This is a genomic window from Pseudomonas sp. On1 (assembly GCF_033783325.1).
The window spans coordinates 288580-313157 of sequence record NZ_JAWPOA010000003.1 but is presented as its reverse complement, the minus strand read 5'-3'; the positions used below and the strand labels follow the sequence as shown (position 1 = coordinate 313157).

Sequence of the window (24578 nt, the reverse complement as noted above, 5' to 3'; positions counted from 1 at the left end):
GGCCTACTCGCCGATGACCAACTGACGCGCCAACTGGTTATGACGCTCCAGCACTTTTGGCAGGTCGACGGTAGTGATGCGCCCGTCCTGAACCACCACACGTCCGTTGATCACACTGGTGTCGACGTGGGTCGGGGTGCAGAACACCAGCGCCGCCAGCGGGTCGTGGAGGGCGCCGGCATAGGCCACATGGCCAAGGTCGAAGGCGACGAAGTCGGCGACCATACCCGTTGCCAGGGCACCGATATCGTCACGGTTGAGCACCTTGGCACCACCCAGGGTGGCGATTTCCAGTGCTTCGCGGGCGGTCATCGCATCCGGGCCGAAGCCGACCCGTTGCAGCAGCAAGGCCTGGCGTACCTCGCCGATCATGCTGGCGCCGTCGTTGGATGCCGAACCATCGACCCCCAGCCCCACCGGCACGCCGTGGTCGCGCATCTTGCGGATCGGCGCGATGCCCGAGGCCAGGCGCATGTTCGAGCACGGGCAGTGGGCGACCCCGGTGCCGGTGCGGGCGAACAGCTCGATGCCGTGCTGGTCGAGTTGCACGCAGTGGGCATGCCACACATCGTGGCCGACCCAGCCCAGGTCCTCGGCGTATTCGGCCGGAGTCATGCCGAACTTCTCGCGGCTGTAGGCGATGTCGTTGACGTTCTCGGCCAGGTGGGTGTGCAGCGACACGCCGTACTCGCGTGCCAGGACCGCTGCTTCGCGCATCAGATCGCGGCTCACCGAGAACGGCGAGCAGGGCGCCACCACCACGCGCCGCATCGAGCCATGGCTGGCGTCGTGGTAGTCCTCGATCAGGCGCTGGGATTCCTTGAGGATGTCGCTTTCCTTTTCCACCACCGAGTCCGGCGGCAGGCCGCCCTGGCTGCGGCCGACGCTCATGCTGCCGCGGGCGGCGTGGAAGCGCATGCCGATTTCCTCGGCGGCGTGGATGCTGTCGTCGAGCTTGCAGCCATTGGGGTAGATGTACAGGTGGTCGCTGGAGGTGGTGCAGCCCGAGAGGATCAGCTCGGCCATGGCCGTCTGGGTCGAGACCGCGATCATCTCCGGGGTCAGCCGCGCCCAGATCGGATAGAGGTTGGTCAGCCAGTTGAACAGTTCGCCGTCCTGGGCCGCCGGCACCACGCGGGTAAGGCTCTGGTACATGTGGTGGTGGGTGTTGACCAGGCCGGGGATGACCACCTTGCCGGTCATGTCGAGGATCACGTCGGCGTTTTGCGGCAGCGTTTCGCTGGGGCCGACCTGGCGGATCACGTTGTCTTCGATGTACAGGCCGCCGCGTTTGATTTCACGGCGTTGGCCGTCCATGGTCACCAGCAGTTCGGCGTTCTTGACTAGTAGGGTCTTGGGCATGTGTGTCCCCTCCCGTTTGGGATGTGTTTTCTGATTGTAGAGAGGCGCCTGGTGCATGGGCCGGGCGCACCAGGGCCGTCAGGCGCCGCGGCGTGGCCGGGCGTCGATGACAGGGGCGAACGGTTCACCGCGCACGTGCCAAGGCTGCGCCATGGCGGGCGCATTGGGCAGGTGGGCAGACGGTGACAGGGCGAATGCGGCAAGTGGCATTCGCGAAGGATGCCCGGTGAAGGCGGGCGGCAGTGGATGTCGCATGGCTTGAGCCTGTCGCAATACGCAACGGCGATGACCGTTGTCGTAGGCGCGAGGCAGTGTAAACAGAATTCGCTTGTTTTGTATACGATGGATTGTCTCGGCAAACCGGGGCCTGCAATCGCTTCGAAAAAGTGCATGCAGTTTTATATGGCGTCGTGCCACTATCGGGTTGTCTCGCTGCCAGCGGATATCTCGGGCCGGCACGTTCGCATGGGCTGATTACACTGTGGAAATCGCCACACGGGGAGTACCTGGGATGGGCTGCGTGTTGAGAGGGCAGGCTGGACGGGCGTCCGCTCGAGGTAGACGGCCATGAACAACCGTGGCCGGAGCATTTCCCTGCAATGGCTGGTGGCATTGGCGATCATGCTGGGCATGCTGGCGCTGGGCGCGGCCCTGGCCTGGCAAGCCTACCTGGGCGTGCGCCAGGCCCTGGTGGCCGCCGCCGGCGATGCCGCCCAGCAGGTGGGCCGGACCATCGACGAGCGCGCCCGACGCCTGGTTGACCCGGTGCAGAGCAGCATTCGTCTGCTGGCCTTCAGCCCGGCGTCGGATACGTTGGCCGAGCGTCTCGAGCAATTGCCGCAACTGGCCGAGAGTCTGCGTGCCAACCGCATGCTCAGCGCTGCCTACGTCGGTTATCCCAACGGTGAATTCCTGCTGGTCCGCCGTTTGCGCGACCCGCAATTATTGCAGCGCTTCGCTGCTCCGGCAGACACGGCGTTCCTGGTCCAGACCGTCACCCAAGGCGAGGATGGCACGATGCAGGGGGAGTGGCGCTTCTATGACGCGGAACTGACCCTGTTGCAGCGCCAGAGCAAGTCCGACTATCAATACGATCCACGCCAACGTCCCTGGTTCATCGAAGCGAGCGCGCAGCCTGAAACCGTGCTCACTCGCCCCTACGTGTTCTTCACCACCCGCGAGATCGGCCTGACCATGGCCCAGCGCAGTGCCCAGGGCACGGCAGTGATCGGCATGGATGTCTCGGTCAGCGACCTGGCCAGCGAGAGCCGCGACCTGCGCATTACCGCAGGTACCGAGATCGCCGTGGTCGACGACCAGGGCAACGTGGTGGCCTATCCGGACCTGCAACGGGTGGTCGTGCGCGAGGGTGAGAGCGTGCGCCTGTCGCGCATTGGCGAGCTGGGCATCGGCAGCCTTGCGCATATCTACGCCGACATGCCCCAGGGCGCGAGCCCGCAGCCATACCAGGTCGAGGGGCAGACCTGGTATGGCATGCGCGTGCCGCTTACCTCCATGGCCGGACAGCACCTGCAGGTGCTGATCGCCGTGCCGGCCCACGAACTGCTGGCCGGCGCGCGCAAGGTGCTGCTCGAGCAATTGCTCTGGGCGGTGGCACTGGCCGCCGTGTTGCTGTTGCTCGGCGGGTTGCTTGGCCGGCGCATCGGCCGTCCGTTGCGCCGGCTGACCGAGCAGGTGCAGGGCCTGGCCAGTTTCGATTTCAGCCGTGAGGTGGGCGTTGTCTCGCGGGTTTCCGAAGTACGTGAGTTGAGTCGGGTGCTGAGCCGCATGTCCGGCACCATCCGCAACTTCCAGGCGATCACCCTCACGCTCAGCCGCGAGACCCAACTCGAAGGCATGCTCGACGGCGTGCTCAATCACCTGGTGGCGGCAGCGGGCGTCAGCGCCGGTGCGGTGTATCTGTACGACGACAACACCCGGTTGCGCCTGGCCGCCGCCAGTCGCGGCCATGACTACCCTGAGGAACTGGCGGTGCCTGAAAGCGAGCGGCAAGACCTGGCCAGCGCGGTGACCCAGGCCCTCGCATGGCAAGGGCGCAGCCTGGCGGTGGTGCTCAATGACCGCGGCCAGGCGCTGCTCGGCATCCTGGTGCTGCAACTCGCCGATGCGAACGCGGCCGTGGGCCAACCGTTCCAGCGCTTCGTCGAGGAACTGTCCGGTGCAGCCGCCGTGGCCATCGAGACCCGCCAGCTGGTCGAGGCCCAGCAGCGCCTGCTGGACGCCATGATCAAGTTGCTGGCCGACGCCATCGACGCCAAGAGCCCCTATACCGGCGGCCATTGCGAAAGGGTGCCGCAGCTGGCGCAGATGCTCCTGGACCAGGCCGTGCAGGCTGACAGCGGCCCCTATGCCGACTTCAGCATGAGCGAGGCCGAGCGTTACGAATTCCGCGTGGCCGCCTGGCTGCACGACTGCGGCAAGATCACCAGCCCCGAATACGTGGTGGACAAGGCGACCAAGCTCGAGACCTTGTACAACCGCATCCACGAGGTGCGCATGCGCTTCGAGGTGCTCTGGCGCGATGCCGAGGTCGCCTACTGGCAAGGCGTGGCCAACGGCGATGACGAGCCGGCGCTGCGGCGCACGCTGGAGGCATGCCGGGCAACCTTGCAGGAGGAGTTCACCTTCGTCGCCAACGCCAACATCGGTGGCGAGTTCATGCAGGAGGCCGATATCGAGCGCCTGCGCACTATCGGCCAGCGCCGCTGGCGGCGGCACTTCGACAACCGCCTGGGCATCTCCCGCGATGAGGCGGAGCGGTTCACCGACATCTCGGCGGCAACCTTGCCGGTGGACGAGCCCCTGCTTGCCGACCGCGATGAGCACCGGGTGCCCTGGGGCGATCGTACGCCGCCGGTGGCCAAGGACGACCCGCGCAACCACTGGGGTTTCGACATGCGCCTGCCGGCCCATGCCAGCAACCACGGCGAGCTGTACAACCTGTCGATCCGCCGCGGCACGCTCAACGACGAAGAGCGCTTCAAGATCAACGAGCACATCGTGCAGACCATCATCATGCTCAGCGCGCTGCCGTTCCCGCGCCAGCTCAGGCGCGTGCCGTCTATCGCCGGCAACCATCACGAGAAGATGGACGGCAGCGGCTACCCGCGCAGGCTTGGCCAGGAGGCGCTGAGCATCCCCGAGCGGGTGATGGCGATCGCCGACATCTTCGAGGCGCTGACCGCGGCGGACCGGCCCTACAAGGCGCCGAAGACCCTGTCCGAGTCGGTGAAGATCCTGGTGTTCATGGCGCGGGACAAGCATGTCGACGGGCAGTTGCTGCGCTTGTTCCTGAGTAGCGGGGTATACCGGCAATATGCCGAGCGCTTCCTGCGCCCCGAGCAGATCGATGAACTGGACGTAGCGTACTGGATGGAGCAGTTGCAGGGTTTCACGCCAGAGCAATCCACCTACACTTCTTGAGACCTGTTCGGCGGGATCTCTGGAGGCACCCGATGGAAGCATTCTGGCAAGCCTTTTTGGCGGCGTTGCAGACCGAATTCGCCGATGTCGCCGACGCGCGCGAGGTCTCGCGGATCCTCATCCGCCTTCTGATGGCGGCTTTGCTGGGGGCGGTGCTGGGTTTCGAGCGCGAGAGCAAGGGCAAGTCGGCCGGGGTGCGCACGCACATGCTGGTGTCCATGGGCGCGGCCTTGTTCGTCCTCGCACCGAGCATGGCCGGGGCGGACGAGCAAGCGTTGAGCCGGGTGATCCAGGGCATCGTCGCCGGGATCGGCTTTCTCGGCGCGGGCACGATTCTCAAGGGCAATGGCCGCGACACCAGTCACGTCAAGGGCCTGACCACCGCGGCCGGGTTATGGATGACCGCCGCCATCGGCACGGCCGCCGGCATGGGGCGCGAGGCCACGGCGCTGGTCAGCACGGTGCTGGCGCTGCTGGTGCTGGCGAGCATGCCGTTGCTGGTGGAAAAGGTCGAAGGCGAGCATGAGGACAAGCGCGAGGAGGAGGAGGGCAGGAAGCACTGAGGGGAGCCGAAGCTCCCCTCATAAGCGTTGTTGCCTGCTCTTTTCTTATTATTGGAGACTGGCCTGTTGTTGTTTTTGTCGGCTGTCGTCTCTGCACTGCGGGGCCCCCAACCGGGGCCAAGAGCAAACGTATTTTTTTGAGCGCTGACCTGCGTTCATCCAACGTGATCCAACCTTGACTGCCGCTACCTCGGAGGTAGTTTTATTGTTCTTGCCAGGTTGCGGGGCCGGAACCCCTGGAATGCACGTCGACTCCAAAAAAATCTGCTTGCTACGCCTCTGCCGTGTTGTTCTTGTTATGTCAGAGCCGTTTACTGTTGTTTTTATTGGGTATCGCGTTTTTTGTTCTTGTTATGCCTAAAGATATAGCAGGTGGCGTGCCAACTTTTGAAAGCCCTTTAAAATCAATGACTTGTTGATTTTGCAGAGTAGATTGGCACGTGAAAATCTGTCGAATTGTTTCCCTGTTACCCGATTTTCTTCTGCGCAGCGTGTAGGCGGTAACACTCCACCCACACCTGTGTGACAAGCGTGTGACTCAGCGAACGCCGCGGGCCTTCGCCACCCGCGAACCGGTGGCGCGCCCGAGCACTTCGCTGATACGCAGGCCTGCGGCGATCAGCCGGTTCAGGTCAATGCCGGTTTCGATGCCCAGCCCTTGCAGCAGGTACACCACATCTTCGCTGGCGACGTTACCGGTGGCACCCTTGGCGTAGGGGCAGCCGCCCAGGCCGGCCACCGAGCTGTCGAACACGCTGATGCCCTCGAGCAGGCTGGCATAGACGTTGGCCAGCGCCTGGCCGTAGGTGTCGTGGAAGTGCCCGGCCAGCTGCGCGCGGGGCACTTGGGCCGAGACCACCTCGAACAGGCGGCGGGTGTCACCGGCGGTGCCGGTGCCGATGGTGTCGCCCAGCGACACTTCATAGCAGCCCATGTCATGCAGGGCCTTGGCCACCGGTGCCACCTGCTCGGCGCTGATGCGTCCCTCGTAGGGGCAGCCGAGCACGCAGGAGACATAGCCGCGCACCCGCACACCCTGGCTGCGGGCAGACTCCATGATTGGCTCGAAACGCTTGAGGCTGTCACTGATCGAGCAATTGATGTTGCGCTGGGAGAACGCTTCGGACGCCGCCGCGAACACCGCCACTTCCTTCACCCCGGCGGCCAGGGCATCCTCGAAACCGCGCAGGTTGGGCGCCAGCGCCGCATAGGTGACGCCCTCGCGCTGACGGATACCGGCGAACACTTCGCCGGAGCCGGCCATTTGCGGGACCCATTTGGGCGAAACGAAGCTGCCCACTTCTATGTAGGCGAGCCCGGCGTCGGTGAGGTCATCCACCAGGCGCACCTTGTCGGCGACGCTGATGGGCTGGGCTTCGTTCTGCAGGCCGTCGCGCGGGCCGACTTCGACCAGGCGGACATTCTTGGGCAATGACATGGCGGGCTTCCTGTGGCGGATCAACGGTGGGTGTGCGGCGGGTTCAGGGTGGCGGCCAGGGCCTGCTCGCAACGCTCCTGGGCGGTGTCCAGCTCCAGGTGCATCTGCTGGATGTCGAGCATCTGCTGTTCGAGCTGGGCGCGGCGTTCGGCGATCTTCGCCAGCATGCTGGTGAGCTGTTTCTGGTTGCCGCCGGAGGGGTCGTAGAGTTCGATCAGTTCACGGCATTCGGCCAGCGAGAAACCGATGCGCTTGCCGCGCAGGATCAGTTTGAGCGTGACCTTGTCGCGGGCCGAGTAGATGCGTTCCAGGCCGCGTCGTTCAGGGCTGAGCAGACCCTGCTCCTCATAGAAGCGGATGGCGCGGGTGGTGATGTCCAGTTCGCGGGACAGGTCGGAGATGCTGTAGGTCTGGCTGCTCATGCTTGCGCTCGGGGGAGGGAATGCGAGTAACCTAATGCCAGGTTGACGTATACGTCAAGCAAGCGCTGTTCTTGCAGCCCCGCTCAGACACTCACGGATTTGCGGTATGCCTTGGGCGTCTGCCCGTCGAGCCGTTTGAAGAACCGTGCAAAGTAGGTCGGGTCGCTGAACCCCAGGCTGTCGGACAACTGGCTGATGCTCATGCGCGTGTAGGCAAGATTGCGCCGTGCTTCGAGCAGCAGGCGCTGGTGGATCACCTGCAACGCCGATTGCCCGGCCAGCGCCCGGCACAGCTGGTTCAACAGCAGGCTGGTGATGCCCAGGCGCGCGGCGAAATCGTCCACGGCAAGGTGCTCGCGATAATGCGCCTCGACCAGGCGCAGGTAACGGCCGAGCAACTGCTGGTCCCGTTCGTCCTGGCTGCGCGCTGGCAAGGCGGCTTGTTGGCGGTTGATCCACACCATCAGCGCGGTGACCAGTGCCTGCAGCATGGGGCCGCGGGCCGGGGCGCTGCCCTGGTACTCCTGCTGCAGTGTGTCGATCAGGCCGTGCAGGCGCATGCGGTCCTTGCCCAGCGGGTAGCACCGCGCCGCCGCCAGCACGCTCAGGGGCGCGCCCAGGCGCTTTTCCAGATCGACCAGCAAGGCTGTGCCGAACGTCAGCACATGCCCCTGGATATCGGCGCTGAAGCGAAAGCCATGGACAGTCAGCGGCGGCACCACCTGGATCGCCGCCTCGCGAATCATCCGGCGTTCGCCCTCGATCTCCACCTGTGCCTCGCCGCGCTGCACATAGAGCAGCTGGAACAGTTCGGCGTGCCGGTGCGGCTTGATCTCCCAGTGGTGCAGACGGCTGCGCGCCGGGATCGACTCGCAGTGCAGCAGGTCGGTATCCGGCCAGGCGCGGTGCTCGCCATACAGCTGGAACAACGGGATGCCGGGAAGGGGGCTGTGCATGGGGTAGGGTCTGTCCGTTAATCGAACGAATTTCAAGAAAGTGCAGTTTTCAGAACGGATTTCTCACGTTCTGCACATTTTTCAGCAGTAAAAATACAGGTGCAAACCCTAACAGCAGATGCGTGGCCTTTGCCAGTGCAAAGCCGGCATCGTCATCGTGAGACAACAACAATGAAGACTCAGGTTGCAATCATCGGCGCCGGCCCGTCCGGCCTGCTGCTCGGCCAGCTGCTGCACAACGCTGGCATCGATACGCTGATCGTCGAGCGCCAGACCCCGGACTATGTGCTGGGGCGCATCCGTGCCGGCGTGCTCGAACAGGGCACGGTCGAGTTGCTGCGCGAAGCCGGCGTGGCCCAGCGCATGGATCGCGAAGGGTTGGTCCATGAAGGGGTCGAGTTGCTGGTCGGTGGTCATCGCCAGCGTCTTGACCTCAAGGCACTGACCGCTGGCAAGACGGTGATGGTCTACGGCCAGACCGAGGTCACCCGCGACCTGATGCAGGCTCGCGAGCAGAGTGGGGCGCCGATCATCTATGCGGCCAACAATGTCCAGCCCCATGACATCGAGGGGCCGCGGCCTTACCTGACATTCGACAAGGACGGTCGCCAGCACCGGGTCGAGTGCGATTACATCGCCGGCTGCGATGGCTTCCATGGCGTGGCCAGGCAGAGCATCCCGGCCAGCGTGCTGAAGGTGTACGAGCGGGCCTATCCGTTCGGCTGGCTGGGACTGCTGGCCGATACCCCGCCGGTCAACCATGAGCTGATCTACGCCCATCACGAACGCGGTTTCGTGCTGTGCAGCCAGCGCTCGCAGACGCGCAGCCGCTACTACCTGCAGGTGCCGCTGCAAGAGCGGGTCGAGGACTGGTCCGACGAGCGCTTCTGGACCGAACTCAAGGCGCGCCTGCCACAGGCGGTGGCCGAGCAACTGGTGACCGGGCCTGCGCTGGAGAAAAGCATCGCGCCGCTGCGCAGCCTGGTGGTCGAGCCGATGCAGCATGGCCGCCTGTTCCTGGTCGGCGACGCCGCCCACATCGTGCCGCCCACCGGCGCCAAGGGCCTGAACCTGGCAGCCTCGGACGTCAACTACCTGTACCGGATCCTGGTCAAGGTCTACCGCGAGGGGCGCACCGACCTGCTGGCGCAGTATTCGCCCATGGCGTTGCGGCGGGTATGGAAGGGTGAGCGCTTCAGTTGGTTCATGACCCAGCTGCTGCATGACTTCGGCGAACACCAGGATGACTGGGACCGCAAGATGCAGGCGGCCGATCGCGAGTACTACATGGGGTCGGCGGCGGGGCTGGCGAATATCGCCGAGAACTATGTGGGTCTGCCGTTCGAAGCTGTGGAATAACTGCCGCGTCAGCGGCGCTTGGGGCTTTCCAGCAAGGTGACCATCTCGCGATAACCGCGTTGGCGCGCATGCTCCAGCGCAGTCACGCCGTCCTTGTCGGCAATTAGCGGGTCCGCCCCGGCCGCCAGCAACTGGCGCACGATTTCCACATGCCGCGGGCCGCCATCGCCGAGGATCACCGCCTCGAGCAACGCGGTCCAGTGCAGGCGGTTGAGGTGGTTCACATCGACACCGGCCGCGATCAGCAACTGCACGGTGCTCACATGCCCGCGTTCGGCGGCCGGGATCAGCGCGGTACCACCGTAGCGGTTGGTGCTCTTCAGGTCGGCGCCATGGGCCAGGGTCAGGCGCAGGATGTCGTCCAGCCCCCGTGCGCCCGCGTACAGGTAGGGGCTGTCGTTGATATTGTCCTTGGCGTTGACGTCAGCGCCGGCCTCGATCAGCACCTTGGCGGCTTCCACTTCATTGGCGTGGGTGGCCACCAGCAACGCGGTCTGGCCCTGGTCGTTGCGGCTATCGGCCTGCGCGCCCCGATCGAGCAGTTGGCGCACGGCAGGGGCATCGCCGCGGCGAGCGGCATCGAGCAACGCAGTGTTCATGGCAGGGATCTCGGCATGGCTGGCAAGGCTGGTGAACAGGGTCAGCAGCAAGGCGGTGAACGGCAGGCGCATGGTGGTCGGCTCCTGATAGGACGAGGGTCCATGCTAGGCGGCCTGTATTTGTAGCAGAAGTGAATAATCTGGATGGATCCCAGTGTATTTGCGCATGTTGCCGGGTATCGGTACCCGTGGTAGAAGTCAGGTTTGTCATTCAGAAGTTGAATATCAAGATGTCTGCCAGCGTAAAACCAAATAGGGCCCTGTTCGACCTCGACCTGCTGCGCGCCATCGTCGTGGTGGCTGACTGCGGCAGTTTCACCACCGCCGCGGCGCGCCTGCATTCCACGCAGTCGACCATCAGCCAGAAGGTCCGCCGCCTCGAGGACATGGTCGGCCACCGCCTGCTGGTGCGTGGCAACCGCGATGTGCTGCCCACTGATGCCGGGCAGACCCTGCTCGGTTATGCGCGGCACATGCTGGCCCTCAATGACCAGATGCTCGAGGCGTTGGCTGGGGCCATGGTCGGGGTAACCGTGCGCCTGGGCGTTCCGGAGGATTTCGTCGGCGGGCGCACCACCAATGCGTTGTCCGCGTTCAGCCGGCAGCACCCCCAGGTCAAGCTGGAAGTCACCAGCGGGCTATGCCGCGATCTCAGCCAGGCCTATGACAATGGCGAGCTCGACCTGGTATTGCTCAAGCAGCGGCGCAACAGCCGCGAGGGCGTGGCCTGCTGGCCGGAGCGCCTGCAATGGATCGACAGCGCGCGCATGCCGTCCTTCGATCTCGACCCGATTCCCTTGGTGACCTTTCCGCCCCGCGGGCTGTACCGCGATGACATGATCAGTGCGATCGAAGGCATGGGCCGGCGCTGGCGCATCAGCTTCACCAGCTCGAGCCTCAGCGGTATCCAGGCGGCGGTGGCCGACGGCATGGGCATCAGCCTGCTGCCGCCGCGGGCAGCGCTGCTCGAGCACCGGGTGCTGGGCATCGAGCAGGGGCTGCCGGAGGTGGACAGCTACGAGATCGTCATCGTGCATCGTCCCACGGCAGATGTGATGGTCAAGGCACTGGCCGAGGTCTTGACGGAGTTGCTGGCGGTGCAGGCGATCTGACCTGCCGGAAACTCACTCCTTGCAGCAGTGCGGCTTGCCACTGGCACCTTCATAGCAATCATGATGCCGCACCCAGTCCATAGTCCCGTCCTCGTTGCGCCCCAGGGGCGCGAGGTCGAGGAAGTTGTACGCATTGACCAGGATGTCCAGCCCCCGGGCATAGGTGGAGTAGGTGTGGTACAGGCTGCCGTCGCTATCGCGGTAGAACGCGCTGAGCCCGGGCAGCTCTGTTTCGTCGCCGGTGTAGGGTTCGTAGTTGTACTGGGCGCTGCCATCGGTGGCGACGGTGACGCCGAAATCCTGGTTGAAGCGGCTGCCGTGCGAGGAGAACCATGGGAAGTGCCAGCCCATGCGCTTGCGGAACGCCTGGAACTCGGCATAGGGCGCCCGCGAAACCGCCACCAGGGAAACATTGTGGTGGGCCAGGTGCAGGTTGGCGCCGTCGAAGTGGTCGGCCAGGAACGAGCAGCCCGGGCAGCCTTCGTGCCAGCCGTCGGCGAACATGAAGTGATAGACCAGCAACTGGCTGCGTCCGGCGAACAGCTCGCCCAGGCTTAGTTCGCCGCCCGGGCCCTGGAAACGGTAATCCTGCTCCACCGCTACCCAGGGCAGGGCGCGGCGGGCGGCGGCGAGCTCGTCGCGTTGATGGGTGAAGGCCTTCTCGTGCAGCCAGAGCTGCTGGCGGGCGGCGAGCCATTGGCTGCGGGTTGCCACGGGGTGTTTGGGGGCTGGATGGCTCATGGGCGTGACTCCACGCTTGGGGGTTCACCCCGTAGTCGGATGGCCTTTAGGTAATTCGACAGTTTGTATCCGTTATCGACGAATGGTTGATCCGGAACCGGGAGTTTGCATTTACCGTTGATCACGAGCAGTTTGCTCTCGCTCTCGCTCTCGCTCTCGCTCTCGCTCTCGCTCTCGCTCTGCTTTTGCTTCTAAGCGCGCGATAGTTCAGGCGACACAAATTGCGACTTCAGGAGGCCGAACGCAGGTCTCCTGAAGTCGCGAAGTTACGGGCGGCGCCTGGGCTGACGCAGCTGTCGCTAGCTGGGTAGGGCGCTAGACTCCTGATCGGCAACGGCAACGGCAACGGCAACGGCAACGGCAACGGCAACGGCAACGGCAACGGCAACGGCAACAATTCGAACGTTTGCAAAACTCAGGTCGACCTGCCAATGGAGCCATGAGGTGTCAGTTGATCAGGCCGTCTCTTGCATCCGCGCGATCACATCCCACAACCGCGGATCGTCATAGTCTTCGATCACCAGCCGCGCCCCAGCTTCCAGCAGTCGTTCGGCCGGCTGGGTAGTGGCCAGGCCCACGGTAAAGATGCCGGCATCGACAGCCGCCTTGACGCCAGGCAGCGAGTCCTCGAAGGCCAGCGCCTGCCCGGCCTGGGCCTGCAGGCACTGCAGCCCGGTGAGGTAGGGCAGGGGATCGGGCTTGGGCCGTGCCAGCTCATCGGCGACCAGCACATGGCCGAAACGCTCGCCAAGGCCCATGGCCCCGAGCATGTGCTCGGCGTTCAGGCGCGGCGCGTTGGTCACCACGCACATGCCGATGCCGTGCTGCTCGGCATGTGCCAGCAGATGCAGCAGGCCGGGCATTGGTGTCAGGGTTGGCGACAGTTCGCGGAACAACGCCTCCTTGCGCTCGGCCAGGACCTGGCGGTGGGTGGCATCGGCCTGGGGAAACAGCTCGGCGAACAACAGGCCGTTGGAGCGTCCGCTGACCTGGGTGTTGAACTGCTCCTGAGTCAGCTCGCGGCCATCGTAGTCGTACAGCAGCTTGCGGAAGGCTTGCAAGTGCAGTGTGTCGGTATCGGTGAGGGTCCCATCGAGATCGAACAGCAGGGCGGTCAGCATCGGGCATCCTTAAGGGGGAGAAACCATTCAGCAGCATCTTATGCCATCAGCATTGGAAAGTGCAGTTGGCCGGTTCTTTCGCGTTTTCGGCACAAGTCTCACAGGCAGTGGGGCTGCCGAGCAAACGCTCCAGCCCCAATAGACCCTGAACGGTTACTATCGGCTGCCAGGCATCCACTGCACGGAGCACCCACCCCATGCCTTTCGTCACCACCCGCAAGATCCTGTTCGGCGATTGCGACCCCGCCGGGATCGTCTACACGCCGCGTATCAGTTACTTCGTCATCGAGGCGATCCACGAGTTTCTTTCCCACCAGCTGGGCGGCGAAGGCCTGCGCAAGCTGTTCGCCATGGGTGTCATGCCGCCGGCACGGGCATTGTCCATCGAGTTCCTGGCGCCGATGGCCTGGGACGACCTGATCCGCGTGCACGTCAGCAGCGGGCCGCTCGGCCGCACATCGTTCAGTTTCAATGTGGAAGGGGTAGGAGCCAGTGGCGAGTCATGTTTCCGCGCCAGCATGACCCAGGTATGCGTCTGCCCCGATAGCAAGCAACCGGTTGATCTGCCCGAGGCACTGCGCCGGGCACTGAGCAGCGCCACAGACTGATGTGCATCACTACGGATAGATATGTCATCAACCAACAAACGTTTCAGCATCAATTGGATATAAAGTCCAAACGTGACCGGTTATTCAGTTGCGTTTTTCCGTTTAATTGAGGCTGTTGCCACTGGTTGCTCCTGTTGAAAGCTGTTAGCTTTCGCCCCGCTCCGGAATTAAACAAGCAGGCCTGCAACGCGCCGCTTGCGGCCACCCGAAAAAACAACGGGTGACCGAACAGGGAACGATAATAAAAATCCTAGGGAGGGATAACTGGATGAATCTCTACATCCGTCTGTTGCTGGCTATTCTGCGCGGTTTCTTCAAGCCGCCGATGGCCCTGACCGAAACGCTGCAGCGTACGCTGCGGGTCTGGCCGAACGATATAGACATCAATAAACACATGAACAACGGCCGTTACATGACGATTGTCGATCTGTTCATGCTGGAACTTTGCCTGCGTGCGAAGATCCTTATTCCTGCCTTCAAGTTGGGTTGGAAACCCATGCTCGGCGGTAATTTGGTCGTCTATAAAAAGCAACTTTCCATGTTCGAACAATACACCGCCGAGTTCAGCATCTGCTGCCTCGACGAGAGCTGGACCTACTTCCAGTACACCTTCTTCAACCGTGCCGGTGAAGTGGTGGTGACTGGTTATTCCAAGGGCGCCTGGGTCGGTCGCAAAGGCCTGGTCGCCAACGCGGTGATCGCCGAAAAGCTCAAGGTCGAACCCACTACCGCGCCGATGCCCGAAGCCATCAGGAAATGGCTTGAGGCTGAGGCCCACGTGCTCGGCAAGGCCTGAGCCAGGTCGCGTCTCGGCCCACTTGGCAAACACCACACCCACGTAATCCGTCCATTGCTCCACGGCACCGGGCCTCTGGCCTGGCGCCGCGCGCGGCAGGCTTTGCCGTGCCCGCCATTTGCGCCTGGCCCACGTCGATCCATGAATGAGTAGGGAAACACCTCATGCCGAACACCTTGTTGTTGATGTTGGTTCTTTTCGCGGTCTTGCTGCTGGTCGCCGAGCTTTTCAGGCGCTACCGCCTGGTGGGCCTGACCTTCTTCGTGCTGTCGCTGCCGGCGTTACTGGTGCCCAACGCCAACCTGTTCATGCGCATCAAGACCATCAGCGTGCTGCTGCCCATGTGCTTCCTGGCTTACGCCAGGTACAGGCCGAAAATCGAAGGTTTCATCTACAAGCTCATCTACCTGGTGATCGTGCTCAACATCATCGAAGCCTCAGTGATCGACTGGCAAACCGGCAACGTCCTCAACATCGTCGCCGCCGTGGGCCTGATCCTGTGCCTGCCGTACTCGCGCCAACACTGGGAGATCTCAGGCCGCCACAGTGATTTCGTGGTGCGCGTCCCGGCCTACTGGCCCTACCTGTACACCACCTGGAACCTGTGTTTCCTGTACTCGGCGCGGATCACCACCTTCGGCTACGCACTGCCGCTGTTGCTGGCGCCGGTGGCCTACGCCTTGCTCCTGCGCCGCTCCGACCTGTACTTCCAGGCCCGCGCCTACACCTTCGGCTTCTACCTGTTCGTGCGCACTATCGCCGGCGACGCCCCGCTGATGAACCTGCCGGCCTTCGATCTGACGACTTGGTACAGCCCCGACGCCGCGCTCATCTGGAGCGTCGTCAACGTGATTTTCACAGGCGCCTGCCTGTACAGCTACGGCGCAAGCCGCAAGAAGAACAAAGCGATCGAACAAGGAGTTTGAAGCATGCTGGAAGTTATCCTGCTGGCGTTTTTCATCACCGCCAGCCCGGTGATCCTGTTGATGAGCAAGACCCGGGCCGAGCCCTTGAAGCATGTGTACATCGGCCTGTATTACGTAAAATTCGTACCACTGCTGCTGTCGCTGTACGCGATCAGTCTCAGCGCCAGTTTCCTGGCCTGGAAGTGGGTGCAGTTGAAATGGCTGCTGCCGCGCTACTTCGGCTACCGCCACTACAACCGCGACTCCATCTCGATGGAGAGCACGGCGATCCCGGGCACTGACTACCACATGGGCTACATCCCCAAGAAACTGCCCGCCGAACTGGTCTATCGCTGGAGAAAAGACAAGGTCTACCATAACTACATCCAGTCGATCATCAAGGCCAACCGCGACTACTACAAAGTACCGCTGGGCCAGTTCCCGCAACCGACGGCGATTTCCGACGAGGACCTGAAAGTCTTCCTGATGTCGTCGCAGATCACCCATTACCTGCAGACGGTCGATGGCGTATCGACCTTCGACATGCGTGATTTCACCCGCGAGATCCGCCTGTCCAGCTCGGTGTTCGACGTGGCCAGCATTTCCATCGCCCAGGACTTCGCCACCGACAGCATGCGCATCACCCTGCGCGACGGCTTCAGCGTCGGCCCGGGCGAGCCGCACTGGGACCTGGCCAAGGTCTACTTCATGTCGAACACCATGGTGTTCTTCATCCTCGGCGCGCACCTGCACCACCACCTGTTCTTCGCCGAAATGGGCGCGGCGTTCCTGTTCAACCTGGTGCCCAAGGATTGCAACTTCCACAAGCTGATGGACCCGCACACCGCCTATATCCTGATGCTCAACCACCAGTTCAAGGAATCGCCGCTGTCGCTGCGCGAAACCACCGGTATCGCCGACAAGTTCCTCTACAGCTGCATCGGCTACTACTCGGCGCAGACCTTCTACAAGGTTGGCTATGAAAACGCCCTGAACATGTACAACAAGCGCGACACCGAAGACCAGGCGCTGACCCAGAAATTCGAGATCAAGTTCGCCATCCCATTCGACCAGTACCTCAATGGCCAGCACGCACTCAACGCCCAGTACCGCGACTACTACGCGGCGGTGCTGAAGTTCGTCACGGCCAGTTACGACGACCTGCTGCGCGACGGCTCCGAGCCCTACATCAACAACTGGGTCGCCGAGCTGTGCCGCTATGTCAACCTGCCGTGCCAGGCCAATGACAAGGCCTTCAACATCGAAGTGATCGCCACCTATATCTGGTACGTATCGTTCGTCCACTCCCTGGAGCACTACCAGTTCCACAAGTACAAGATGAACTACTGCCTGCTGACCCGGCTGCCGTTCGCGGTCGCCAAGCACTTGCCCGCGGAACAGGTGTTCAGCCAGTACGACATCTGGAAGTCCAAGCACATCGTGCACACCTTCGGCAAGAACCACCTCAATGCCGGTGTCTCGGAGAGCTATGCCGACCTGGACTACAAGTTCCGCGACCTGCCGCTGATCGACAAGCAGGCGCAACTGAAGAAGGACGTACTCGCGCTACTGGAGAAACACCAGACGCCAAACGAGGCGATCGCTTTGTCCATTCGCTACTGAGCCTGGGCGCGGAAGGCCGGCGACGAAGGGGTCTGTTCAGTTTTCGCAGAAAGGAGTACAAATGTGCTCCATGGACAATTTATCCCCCAAACGCCGCGCCATCCTCGAATTCATCCGCGAGCGCATCACCGATCAAGGCCAGCCGCCGTCGCTGGCCGACATCGCCGAGCGCTTCGGTTTCGCTTCGCGCAGCGTGGCGCGCAAGCACATCACCGCCCTGAGCCAGGGCGGCTTCATCGACGTCACCCCCAACCAGGCGCGGGGCATCCGCCTGGCCGAGCCGCTGCGCCGGCCCGAGATCCTCGAAGTGCCGGTGCTCGGCCAGGTCGCCGCCGGTGCGCCGATCGGGCCCGACCTCGATATCCACGAGCAGTTGCTGCTCGACCCCAGCCTGTTCCGGCGTACCCCTGACTACCTGCTCAAGGTGCGCGGCGACTCGATGGTCGACGACGGCATCTTCGACGGTGACCTGGTCGGCATTCGCCAGCAGGGCGAGGCCCGCGACGGGCAGATCGTGGTCGCCCGGCTCGACGGCGAGGTGACCATCAAACGCCTGCAGCGCATCCGCGGCGGTTATCGCCTGCTGCCGCGCAACCCGGCCTATGCCCCCATCGATGTGAGCCCCGAGCGCGAGTTCTTCATTGAAGGCGTGTTCTGCGGCTTGCTGAGGCGTGACTGATGGGCGCGGTGGTCGAACTCGACCGGCTGCTCGACCAGCGCCAGGTATGGCGCGGGCGGCAGGCCCGGGCGCGCCCGCAGGGCCTGCAGCCCACCGGGCATGCCACCCTCGATGGTCGGCTGCCGGAAGGCGGTTGGCCGGCGGCGTCGCTCAGCGAGCTGCTGCTGGCCAGCCCCGGCTGCGGTGAGTTGCAGTTGCTCTGGCCCACGCTTGCCCGGCTGAGTGGGGAAGGGCAGCGGGTGGTGCTGGTGGCGCCGCCGTTCATCCCTTATGCACCGGCCTGGCAGGCTGCCGGAGTCGACCTGCGCTGGCTGGTGCAGGTCGACGCCGAGGCCGGCGATGCCCTGTGGGCGGCCGAGCAGTGCCTGCGCTCGGGCAGTTGCGCCGCGGTGTTGTGCTGGCCGGAGCGTGCCGATGATCGGGCGCTGCGGCGTTTGCAAGTGGCCGCGGAAACCGGCAACGCGCTGGCGTTCGCCTGCCGCCCGCGACAGGCCGCGCTGAACCCTTCGCCCGCCGCCCTGCGCATCGCCCTCGACCTGCGCCCGGCACAGTGGCGCGTGCTCAAGTGCCGGGGTGGCCTGCCGCCTGCCGCACCCATCGCCTGCCCAGGGCAGGGGTGATGCGCCATGCTCTGGGCCTGCATCCTGTTTCCCCAGCTGGCGCTGGACACTGTCCTGCGCGAGCGCGACGACCCCGAGGCACCGCTGGTGCTGCTTGGCGGGCCGCCCCAGCGCCGCGTGCTGCGGGCGGTCAACCCGGCAGCCAGTGCGCTGGGCCTGCGCGCCGGCCAGGCATTGACCGCCGCCCGTGCCCTGGCCGACGGTTTCGCCTGCGTCGATGTCGAACCGGCGCGTATCGAGCAACTGCAACAGTTGCTCGCGGCCTGGGCCTACCGTTTCAGCGCCCAGGTCAGCCTGCACTATCCCCGTGCGTTGTTGCTGGAAGTGGGCTCGAGCCTGCAACTGTTCGGCCCGTGGCCGTCGTTCGAGGCGCGCCTGCGCGAGGAACTGGCGGCACTCGGCTTGCGCCAGCGCATCGTGCTGGCCAGCAACCCGGTGGCGGCGAGAATGCTCGCCAACGGCCATGATGGCCTGGCGCTGAACTGCCCGCAGGCAACCCGCGACGCCTTGCTCGACATGCCCGTCGAGCGTGTCGGCCTGCCCAGCGAGGCAGCCGAAGCCTTCGCCCGCATGGGCCTGCGCCGCCTCGGGCAGGTACTGGCGTTACCCCGGGATGCCCTGGCCAGGCGTTTCAGCGCCCAGGTGCAGTTGCACCTGGACCAACTGCTCGGCCTGCGTAGCCTGGGGCTGGATTTCTACCAGCCGCCCGACCGTTTCGAGGCGCGGCTGGAGCTGAACTTCGACGTCGAGTCGCACCAGGCGCTGCTGTTCCCCCTGCGTCGTCTTATCCACGACCTGGCGGCTTTCCTCGCCGGGCGTGACTGTGGCGTGCAGCGGTTCGAGTTGCACCTGGAGCATGCCGAAGGCGCCGACACCGTGCTCAAGGTCGGCCTGCTGGCCGCCGAGCGCGACGCCTCGCTGTTGTTCGAGCTTGCCCGTGGCCGCCTGGAGCCGCTGCGCATCCCGGCGCCGGTGCGCAACCTGCGGCTGCTGGCCGCCGACCTGCCACCGTTCGTGCCCCAGCACCAGGCGCTGTTCGACCCGCGTGCGCAGCAGGCCCAGCCTTGGGACCAACTGCGCGAGCGCCTGCGCGCGCGGCTGGGCGATGACGCGGTCAAAGGCTTGCGTGCCGAGGCCGATCATCGCCCCGAGTGCGCCTGGCAAGGAGTGGAGCAGGGTGGGCAGGGCCATTTGGTGATGGCCCCTGGTCGACGCCCCGGCTGGTTGCTGCCGGTGCCTCAGGTGCTGGCCGAGACCGGCCTGCAACTGCTCGGACAGGCCGAGCGCATCGAGTCCGGCTGGTGGGACGGTGGTGATGTGCGGCGCGACTACTACCGCATCGAAACCCGTGATGGCCTGCGCGGCTGGGCCTTCCGCGACCTCGCGGCCCCGGGGCCGTTGTGGCTGCAAGGCTGGTTCGCATGAGCGCTCCCGGCTACGCCGAGCTGCACTGCCTGTCGAACTTCAGTTTCCAGCGTGGCGCCTCCAGTGCCGACGAGCTGTTCCGTCGCGCCCGCGAGCAGGGTTACCAGGCCCTGGCGATCACCGACGAATGCACCCTGGCGGGCATCGTCCGGGCCTGGCAGGCGGCAAAGCAGCATCAGGTGCGGTTGATCGTCGGCAGCGAGGTGCGGGTGCACCAGGGGCCGAAGCTGGTCCTGCTGGCACAGGACCTTGCCGGCTACCAGAGCCTCTGCGCCTTGATCACCCGCGCCCGGCGGCGTTCGCAGAAAGGCAGCTACCAGTTGCTCGTCGAGGACCTCGAGGCCCATCACCAGGGCTTGCTGGCGCTGTGGGTGGCCGAGCCGGACGACGGCGCCGGGGCCTGGCTGCAGCCGCTGTTCGCCGGGCGCCTGTGGCTGGCGCTGCACCTGCACCGCGGGGCCGACGACGCCCAGCGCCTGGCTTACCTGCGCGCGCTAGGGGCACGGCTCGATATTCCGCTGGTGGCCTGCGGCGATGTGCACATGCACGTGCGTGGCCGGCGGGCGCTGCAGGACTGCATGACCGCCATCCGCGAACATTGCGCGGTCGCCGAGGCGGGGCGGTACCTGTTCGCCAATGGCGAGCGTCACCTGAGGTCGCTCGAGCAGTTGCGCGAGCTGTACCCCGACGATCTGCTCGCGCAGACCTCGCAGGTCGCGGCGCGCTGCACGTTCGACCTGTCGCAGTTGCAATACCGATACCCGCGTGAGCTGGTGCCCGACGGGCAGACCCCGGCCAGCTGGCTGCGCGAACTGTGCCGCCGAGGGTTGCCCGAACGCTGGCCCCAGGGCCCGAGCGACAAGGTGAACACGGTGCTGGAGCGGGAGCTGGCGCTGATCGAGGAACTGGGCTACGAGAGCTACTTCCTCACCGTCCACGACATCGTCGCCTTCGCCCGCCGCCAGCGCATCCTCTGCCAAGGGCGCGGCTCGGCGGCCAACTCGGTGGTGTGCTTCGTCCTCGGCATCACCGAGCTCGACCCGATGGAACACCGCCTGCTGTTCGAACGCTTTCTTTCCCGCGAGCGCAACGAGCCGCCGGACATCGACGTGGATTTCGAGCATGAGCGCCGCGAAGAGGTGATCCAGTACGTGTTCCAGCGCTACGGCCGGCACCGGGCGGCGCTCACCGCGGTGGTCAGCAGCTACCACGCCGCCGGCGCGGTGCGCGATGTGGCGCGAGTGCTCGGCCTGCCGGCCGACCAGGTGGACGCCCTGGCCAAGTGCTGCGGGCGCTGGAGCGACCGCATCCCGGATGCCGCCCGCCTGGCCGAGGCCGGGTTCGATGCGCACAGCCCGTCGCTGCGGCGCATCCTGGTGCTGGCGGGGGAGCTGATCGGCTTTCCCCGGCACCTGTCGCAACACCCGGGGGGCTTCGTCATCTCCGAACAGCCACTGGACCAGCTGGTGCCGGTGGAGAACGCGGCGATGGCCGAGCGCACGGTGATCCAGTGGGACAAGGACGACCTGGACATGGTCGGCCTGCTCAAGGTCGACGTGCTGGCGCTGGGCATGCTCAGCGCGCTGCGCCGCTGCTTCGACCTGATCGCCCGGCACCGGGGCCGTGAGTACACGCTGGCGACCCTGCCCAAGGAAGACCCGGCCACCTACGCCATGATCGGCCGCGCCGAGACCATGGGCGTGTTCCAGATCGAGTCGCGGGCGCAGATGGCCATGCTGCCCCGGCTCAAGCCGGTGAAGTTCTACGACCTGGTGATCGAGGTGGCCATCGTCCGTCCGGGGCCGATCCAGGGCGACATGGTTCATCCATATTTACGCCGCAGGTTGAAGCAGGAGCCGGTCACCTACCCATCGGAAAAGCTCAAGGCCGTTTTCGAGCGCACCCTGGGCGTGCCGCTGTTCCAGGAGCAGGTGATGGAGCTGGCCATGGTCGCCGCCGACTACAGCCCTGGCGAGGCCGACCAACTGCGCCGCAGCATGGCCGCCTGGAAGCGCCATGGCGGCCTGGAACCGCACCGCGAGCGGCTGGTCGCGGGCATGTTGCGCAATGGCTACGAGCATGCCTTTGCCGAGCGTATCTTCGAGCAGATCAAGGGCTTTGGCAGCTACGGTTTCCCCGAGTCCCACGCCGCCAGCTTTGCCCTTTTGTGCTACGCCAGCAGCTGGCTCAAGTGCCATGAGCCGGCGATCTTCACCTGCGCGCTGGTCAACAGCTGGCCAATGGGCTTCTACAGCCCCGACCAGTTGCTGCAGGAGGCGCGCCGCCAGGGCATCGAGGTGCGCCCGGTGGATGTATTCCACAGCGAGTGGGATTGCACCCTGGAGGCACTGGGCGAGAGCGAACTGGCCATCCGCCTGGGGCTGCGCCAGATCCGCGGCTTCAGCGAAGGCGATGCCCGGCGCCTGGAGCAGGCGAGGGCGCAGCGCCCCTGGCGGGATGTCGAGGACCTGTGCCTGCGCGCCGGGCTCGATGGCCGGGCCCGGGCGCGCCTGGCCGATGCCGGGGCAATGCGCGGGCTGGCTGGCGACCGCCACCAGGCGCGCTGGCAGGTGGCGGCGGTGCAGGCGCAACTGCCGTTGTTCGCCGAGGTTGAATCGACACTTGAACAGGCGGTGGCCTTGCCTGCACCCAGCATTGCCGAAGACCTGGCCGCCGACTACGACACCCTGGGCACCACCCTCGGGCCGCACCCCCTGACCCTGTTGCGGACACGCTTGCGCGCGCTGGGGTGTCGCAGTTCAAGGGAGCTGGCAGGGGTCGAGCATGGCGACAGCATCGCCGTCGCCGGCATCGTGGTCGGGCGCCAGCGACCACAGACCGCCAGTGGCGTGACCTTCGTCACCCTCGAGGACGAGCATGGCATGGTCAACGTAGTGGTCTGGCGCGACCTGGCAGAGCGCCAACGGCGCGAACTGGTAGGTTCGAAGTTGCTCAAGGTGAGCGGGCAGCTGGAGCAGGAGAGCGGGGTGCGGCACCTGATCGCCCGGCGCCTGGAAGACATCAGCCCGCTGTTGCAGGGGCTTGATGTGCGCAGCCGGGACTTTCATTAAGCCTCAGACCATCGCCAGTCGCTGCTTGCGTGTCGGAGCCGGAAACGCCTGCTCGATGGCTTGCAGGTCCTCTTCGGCAAGCACCAGGTCGGCCGCCGCCGCATTCAAGCGCACATGCTGCGGATCCACCGCCTTGGGAATCGCGATCACCCCATCATTGCGCGTGACCCAGGCCAGGCTCACCTGGGCCGGCGTGGCGCCATGGCGCTCGGCGATCTGCGTCAGCACCGGGTGACCCAGCAAGCGCCCGGCCTGGGCCAACGGGCAGTAGGCCATGGTTGGCAAGCCCTGCTCGCGGCTCCACGGCAGCAGGTCGAATTCGATGCCACGCTCGGCCGGGTTGTACAGCACCTGGTTGGTGGCGCAGGCCCTGTTATCCAGTTCGCGCAGGTCGTCGAGGTCGAAATTGGACACGCCCCAGCGGCGAATCTTGCCCTGCTCGATCAGCCGCTCGAAGGCTTCCACCGTCTCGTCCAGCGGGTACTGGCCGCGCCAGTGCAGCAGGTATAGGTCGATGCAGTCGGTGCCCAGGCGCTGGAGGCTGCGCTCGCAGGCGGCCGGCACACCGCGTCGGCTGGCATTGTGCGGATAGACCTTGCTGACCAGGAACACCTGGTCCCGGCGCCCAGCGATGGCCTGGCCGACCACCTGTTCGGCGCCGCCCTCGGCGTACATTTCAGCAGTGTCGATCAGGCCCAGGCCCAGGTCGATGCCTTGTTGCAGCGCCGCCACTTCGGCGGCCCTGTGGCCCGGGTCCTCGCCCATGTACCAGGTACCCTGGCCGATGGCCGGAACGCGGGAGCCCGCCAGATTCACGTAACGCATGTCACCTCCTGTGGATGGGTATGGGTCAGCAGCACATCGAGCAGCGCCTCGGCGGCCTTGGACAGCTTGTGATCGCCCAGGGCGATCACGCCGATGCGCCGCTCCACGGTGGGATCGACCAGCGGCACGCAACGGGCGCCGAGCTCCTGCATCTGCTCGATGCACAGCGCCGGCACCGCGCTGACTCCCAGACCACTGGCGACCATGCGGCCGATGGTCGACAACTGATGGCTCTCGAAGGCCACCGCCAGCTTGCCATGGTTGGCGGCCAGGTGCTGTTCGAGCAGCAGGCGCACCGCCGATGGCCGCTGCAGGGCGATGAAGTCCTCGGCCAGCAGCTCCTGCCAACGCACCTGGGGCTGCTGGGCAAGGGGCGAGTCGGCAGGCACCACGGCGACGAAGCGATCCATGTACAGCGTGTGGAAACGCAGCGCCTCGCTGCTTTCCGGCTCGAAACCGATGCCCAGTTCGACGCGGCGATGGCGCACCAGTTCCAGCACCTGCTCGTTGATCACGTCGTGCACGGTGACATTGACCTTGGGGTAGCGCTGGCGAAACACCTTCAGCGACCGTGGCAGCAGGTTGCCGGCGAACGCCGGCATTGCCGCCACCGACACCCGGCCCAGTTGCAGGGTGAAGCGCTGGCGCAACATTTCCTCGGTATCGTCCCAATCGGCGAGCAGGCGCTTGGCCAGGGGCAGCAGCACCTCGCCCTCGGGGGTCAGGCTGACGCTGCGGGTGGTGCGGGTGAGCAGGGCGCCGCCGAGGTTGTCCTCCAGGGCCTTGATGGTCAGGCTCAGGGCCGGTTGCGACACGTGCAGGTGCTCGCCGGCCTGGGCGAAGCTTTGGTACTTGGCCACGGTGACGAAGGCCCGCAGCTGCTTGACGTTCATGAGGGGCTGACCCTTT

General features: G+C 65.0%; 22 protein-coding genes. 12 read left to right on the top strand and 10 right to left on the bottom strand.

Annotated elements, in window-relative coordinates; translation table 11 throughout:
- Positions 1-3: 3 nt before the first annotated feature.
- Both R5C80_RS04835 and R5C80_RS04830 read right to left on the bottom strand, forming a co-directional pair.
- A complete protein-coding gene (locus R5C80_RS04835) occupies positions 4-1362 on the bottom strand; it encodes an 8-oxoguanine deaminase (RefSeq protein WP_319049874.1) in 1359 nt (452 codons plus the stop codon).
- Positions 1363-1440: 78 nt separating this feature from the next.
- Positions 1441-1617: a hypothetical protein gene (locus R5C80_RS04830; protein WP_313049895.1), complete on the bottom strand. Its 177-nt coding sequence runs from the start codon at positions 1615-1617 to the stop codon at positions 1441-1443.
- A 312-nt stretch (positions 1618-1929) separates the two neighbouring features.
- Between R5C80_RS04830 and R5C80_RS04825 the strand changes: the two genes are divergently transcribed.
- On the top strand, positions 1930-4806 hold the full coding sequence (locus tag R5C80_RS04825; protein ID WP_319049873.1) for an HD domain-containing phosphohydrolase: 2877 nt from the start codon (positions 1930-1932) through the stop codon (positions 4804-4806).
- Positions 4807-4838: 32 nt separating this feature from the next.
- Positions 4839-5369, top strand: coding sequence for an MgtC/SapB family protein (locus tag R5C80_RS04820; protein ID WP_038706226.1), 531 nt, complete (start codon positions 4839-4841; stop codon positions 5367-5369).
- Positions 5370-5907: 538 nt separating this feature from the next.
- Here the strand turns inward: R5C80_RS04820 and R5C80_RS04815 are convergent.
- The 3 genes from R5C80_RS04815 to R5C80_RS04805 form a co-directional block, all read right to left on the bottom strand.
- A complete protein-coding gene (locus R5C80_RS04815; RefSeq protein WP_094012571.1) occupies positions 5908-6807 on the bottom strand; it encodes a hydroxymethylglutaryl-CoA lyase in 900 nt (299 codons plus the stop codon).
- Positions 6808-6827: 20 nt separating this feature from the next.
- Positions 6828-7229, bottom strand: a complete 402-nt coding sequence (locus R5C80_RS04810) for a MerR family transcriptional regulator (RefSeq protein ID WP_023631568.1) — start codon at positions 7227-7229, stop codon at positions 6828-6830.
- A gap of 83 nt (positions 7230-7312) precedes the next feature.
- On the bottom strand, positions 7313-8185 hold the full coding sequence (locus R5C80_RS04805; protein ID WP_110605754.1) for a helix-turn-helix domain-containing protein: 873 nt from the start codon (positions 8183-8185) through the stop codon (positions 7313-7315).
- A 171-nt stretch (positions 8186-8356) separates the two neighbouring features.
- Between R5C80_RS04805 and pobA the strand changes: the two genes are divergently transcribed.
- A complete protein-coding gene (gene pobA, locus R5C80_RS04800) occupies positions 8357-9544 on the top strand; it encodes a 4-hydroxybenzoate 3-monooxygenase (protein WP_110605753.1) in 1188 nt (395 codons plus the stop codon).
- Positions 9545-9552: 8 nt separating this feature from the next.
- On the opposite strand, the gene R5C80_RS04795 is transcribed toward pobA, so the two are convergent.
- On the bottom strand, positions 9553-10215 hold the full coding sequence (locus tag R5C80_RS04795) for an ankyrin repeat domain-containing protein (protein ID WP_023631571.1): 663 nt from the start codon (positions 10213-10215) through the stop codon (positions 9553-9555).
- A 158-nt stretch (positions 10216-10373) separates the two neighbouring features.
- On the opposite strand from R5C80_RS04795, the gene R5C80_RS04790 reads away from it, so the two are divergent.
- Positions 10374-11255, top strand: coding sequence for a LysR substrate-binding domain-containing protein (locus R5C80_RS04790; protein WP_023631572.1), 882 nt, complete (start codon positions 10374-10376; stop codon positions 11253-11255).
- Positions 11256-11267: 12 nt separating this feature from the next.
- Here the strand turns inward: R5C80_RS04790 and R5C80_RS04785 are convergent, their stop codons facing one another.
- On the bottom strand, positions 11268-11996 hold the full coding sequence (locus R5C80_RS04785) for a thioredoxin family protein (RefSeq protein WP_319049872.1): 729 nt from the start codon (positions 11994-11996) through the stop codon (positions 11268-11270).
- Between the two features lie 455 nt (positions 11997-12451).
- A complete protein-coding gene (locus tag R5C80_RS04780; protein WP_038706223.1) occupies positions 12452-13117 on the bottom strand; it encodes an HAD family hydrolase in 666 nt (221 codons plus the stop codon).
- A gap of 197 nt (positions 13118-13314) precedes the next feature.
- Between R5C80_RS04780 and R5C80_RS04775 the strand changes: the two genes are divergently transcribed.
- From R5C80_RS04775 to R5C80_RS04740, 8 genes are all read left to right on the top strand, one after another.
- The gene (locus R5C80_RS04775) at positions 13315-13725 is read left to right on the top strand and encodes a thioesterase family protein (RefSeq protein ID WP_319049871.1); all 411 of its coding nucleotides are present in this window, start codon (positions 13315-13317) and stop codon (positions 13723-13725) included.
- A gap of 268 nt (positions 13726-13993) precedes the next feature.
- Entirely contained in the window at positions 13994-14521 is a 528-nt protein-coding gene (locus R5C80_RS04770) for a thioesterase family protein (RefSeq protein ID WP_052062209.1), read from the top strand.
- A gap of 164 nt (positions 14522-14685) precedes the next feature.
- Complete coding sequence (locus R5C80_RS04765; protein WP_023630672.1) at positions 14686-15447, top strand: hypothetical protein; 762 nt, start codon at positions 14686-14688, stop codon at positions 15445-15447.
- A 3-nt stretch (positions 15448-15450) separates the two neighbouring features.
- Positions 15451-17049 carry a hypothetical protein gene (locus R5C80_RS04760; RefSeq protein ID WP_319049870.1) on the top strand — a complete coding sequence of 533 codons (1599 nt, stop codon included), beginning with the start codon at positions 15451-15453 and terminating at the stop codon, positions 17047-17049.
- A 61-nt stretch (positions 17050-17110) separates the two neighbouring features.
- Complete coding sequence (gene lexA / locus R5C80_RS04755) at positions 17111-17728, top strand: transcriptional repressor LexA (RefSeq protein WP_177182959.1); 618 nt, start codon at positions 17111-17113, stop codon at positions 17726-17728.
- Positions 17728-18348: a translesion DNA synthesis-associated protein ImuA gene (gene imuA, locus R5C80_RS04750; RefSeq protein ID WP_038706221.1), complete on the top strand. Its 621-nt coding sequence runs from the start codon at positions 17728-17730 to the stop codon at positions 18346-18348. Before lexA ends, imuA begins: the two co-directional genes overlap by 1 nt.
- Positions 18349-18354: 6 nt before the next feature.
- On the top strand, positions 18355-19773 hold the full coding sequence (locus R5C80_RS04745) for a Y-family DNA polymerase (protein ID WP_038706220.1): 1419 nt from the start codon (positions 18355-18357) through the stop codon (positions 19771-19773).
- On the top strand, positions 19770-22844 hold the full coding sequence (locus R5C80_RS04740; protein ID WP_110604593.1) for an error-prone DNA polymerase: 3075 nt from the start codon (positions 19770-19772) through the stop codon (positions 22842-22844). The genes R5C80_RS04745 and R5C80_RS04740 overlap by 4 nt, the downstream gene beginning before the upstream one ends.
- A 3-nt stretch (positions 22845-22847) precedes the next feature.
- Here R5C80_RS04740 and R5C80_RS04735 read toward each other — a convergent pair whose 3' ends face one another.
- On the bottom strand, positions 22848-23669 hold the full coding sequence (locus tag R5C80_RS04735) for an aldo/keto reductase (protein ID WP_104443783.1): 822 nt from the start codon (positions 23667-23669) through the stop codon (positions 22848-22850).
- Positions 23657-24562 carry a LysR family transcriptional regulator gene (locus tag R5C80_RS04730; RefSeq protein ID WP_319049869.1) on the bottom strand — a complete coding sequence of 302 codons (906 nt, stop codon included), beginning with the start codon at positions 24560-24562 and terminating at the stop codon, positions 23657-23659. The genes R5C80_RS04735 and R5C80_RS04730 overlap by 13 nt, the downstream gene beginning before the upstream one ends.
- Positions 24563-24578: the final 16 nt, after the last annotated feature.

Coding starts and splice junctions, on each gene's coding strand:
- R5C80_RS04790 (WP_023631572.1), top strand. CDS start 10,374: ATGTCTGCCAGCGTAAAACCAAATAGGGCCCTGTTCGACCTCGACCTG.
- R5C80_RS04740 (WP_110604593.1), top strand. CDS start 19,770: ATGAGCGCTCCCGGCTACGCCGAGCTGCACTGCCTGTCGAACTTCAGT.
- pobA (WP_110605753.1), top strand. CDS start 8,357: ATGAAGACTCAGGTTGCAATCATCGGCGCCGGCCCGTCCGGCCTGCTG.
- R5C80_RS04780 (WP_038706223.1), bottom strand. CDS start 13,117: ATGCTGACCGCCCTGCTGTTCGATCTCGATGGGACCCTCACCGATACC.
- R5C80_RS04815 (WP_094012571.1), bottom strand. CDS start 6,807: ATGTCATTGCCCAAGAATGTCCGCCTGGTCGAAGTCGGCCCGCGCGAC.
- R5C80_RS04765 (WP_023630672.1), top strand. CDS start 14,686: ATGCCGAACACCTTGTTGTTGATGTTGGTTCTTTTCGCGGTCTTGCTG.
- R5C80_RS04785 (WP_319049872.1), bottom strand. CDS start 11,996: ATGAGCCATCCAGCCCCCAAACACCCCGTGGCAACCCGCAGCCAATGG.
- R5C80_RS04770 (WP_052062209.1), top strand. CDS start 13,994: ATGAATCTCTACATCCGTCTGTTGCTGGCTATTCTGCGCGGTTTCTTC.
- imuA (WP_038706221.1), top strand. CDS start 17,728: ATGGGCGCGGTGGTCGAACTCGACCGGCTGCTCGACCAGCGCCAGGTA.
- lexA (WP_177182959.1), top strand. CDS start 17,111: ATGTGCTCCATGGACAATTTATCCCCCAAACGCCGCGCCATCCTCGAA.
- R5C80_RS04805 (WP_110605754.1), bottom strand. CDS start 8,185: ATGCACAGCCCCCTTCCCGGCATCCCGTTGTTCCAGCTGTATGGCGAG.
- R5C80_RS04775 (WP_319049871.1), top strand. CDS start 13,315: ATGCCTTTCGTCACCACCCGCAAGATCCTGTTCGGCGATTGCGACCCC.
- R5C80_RS04760 (WP_319049870.1), top strand. CDS start 15,451: ATGCTGGAAGTTATCCTGCTGGCGTTTTTCATCACCGCCAGCCCGGTG.
- R5C80_RS04810 (WP_023631568.1), bottom strand. CDS start 7,229: ATGAGCAGCCAGACCTACAGCATCTCCGACCTGTCCCGCGAACTGGAC.
- R5C80_RS04830 (WP_313049895.1), bottom strand. CDS start 1,617: ATGCGACATCCACTGCCGCCCGCCTTCACCGGGCATCCTTCGCGAATG.
- R5C80_RS04795 (WP_023631571.1), bottom strand. CDS start 10,215: ATGCGCCTGCCGTTCACCGCCTTGCTGCTGACCCTGTTCACCAGCCTT.
- R5C80_RS04820 (WP_038706226.1), top strand. CDS start 4,839: ATGGAAGCATTCTGGCAAGCCTTTTTGGCGGCGTTGCAGACCGAATTC.
- R5C80_RS04745 (WP_038706220.1), top strand. CDS start 18,355: ATGCTCTGGGCCTGCATCCTGTTTCCCCAGCTGGCGCTGGACACTGTC.
- R5C80_RS04835 (WP_319049874.1), bottom strand. CDS start 1,362: ATGCCCAAGACCCTACTAGTCAAGAACGCCGAACTGCTGGTGACCATG.
- R5C80_RS04730 (WP_319049869.1), bottom strand. CDS start 24,562: ATGAACGTCAAGCAGCTGCGGGCCTTCGTCACCGTGGCCAAGTACCAA.
- R5C80_RS04735 (WP_104443783.1), bottom strand. CDS start 23,669: ATGCGTTACGTGAATCTGGCGGGCTCCCGCGTTCCGGCCATCGGCCAG.
- R5C80_RS04825 (WP_319049873.1), top strand. CDS start 1,930: ATGAACAACCGTGGCCGGAGCATTTCCCTGCAATGGCTGGTGGCATTG.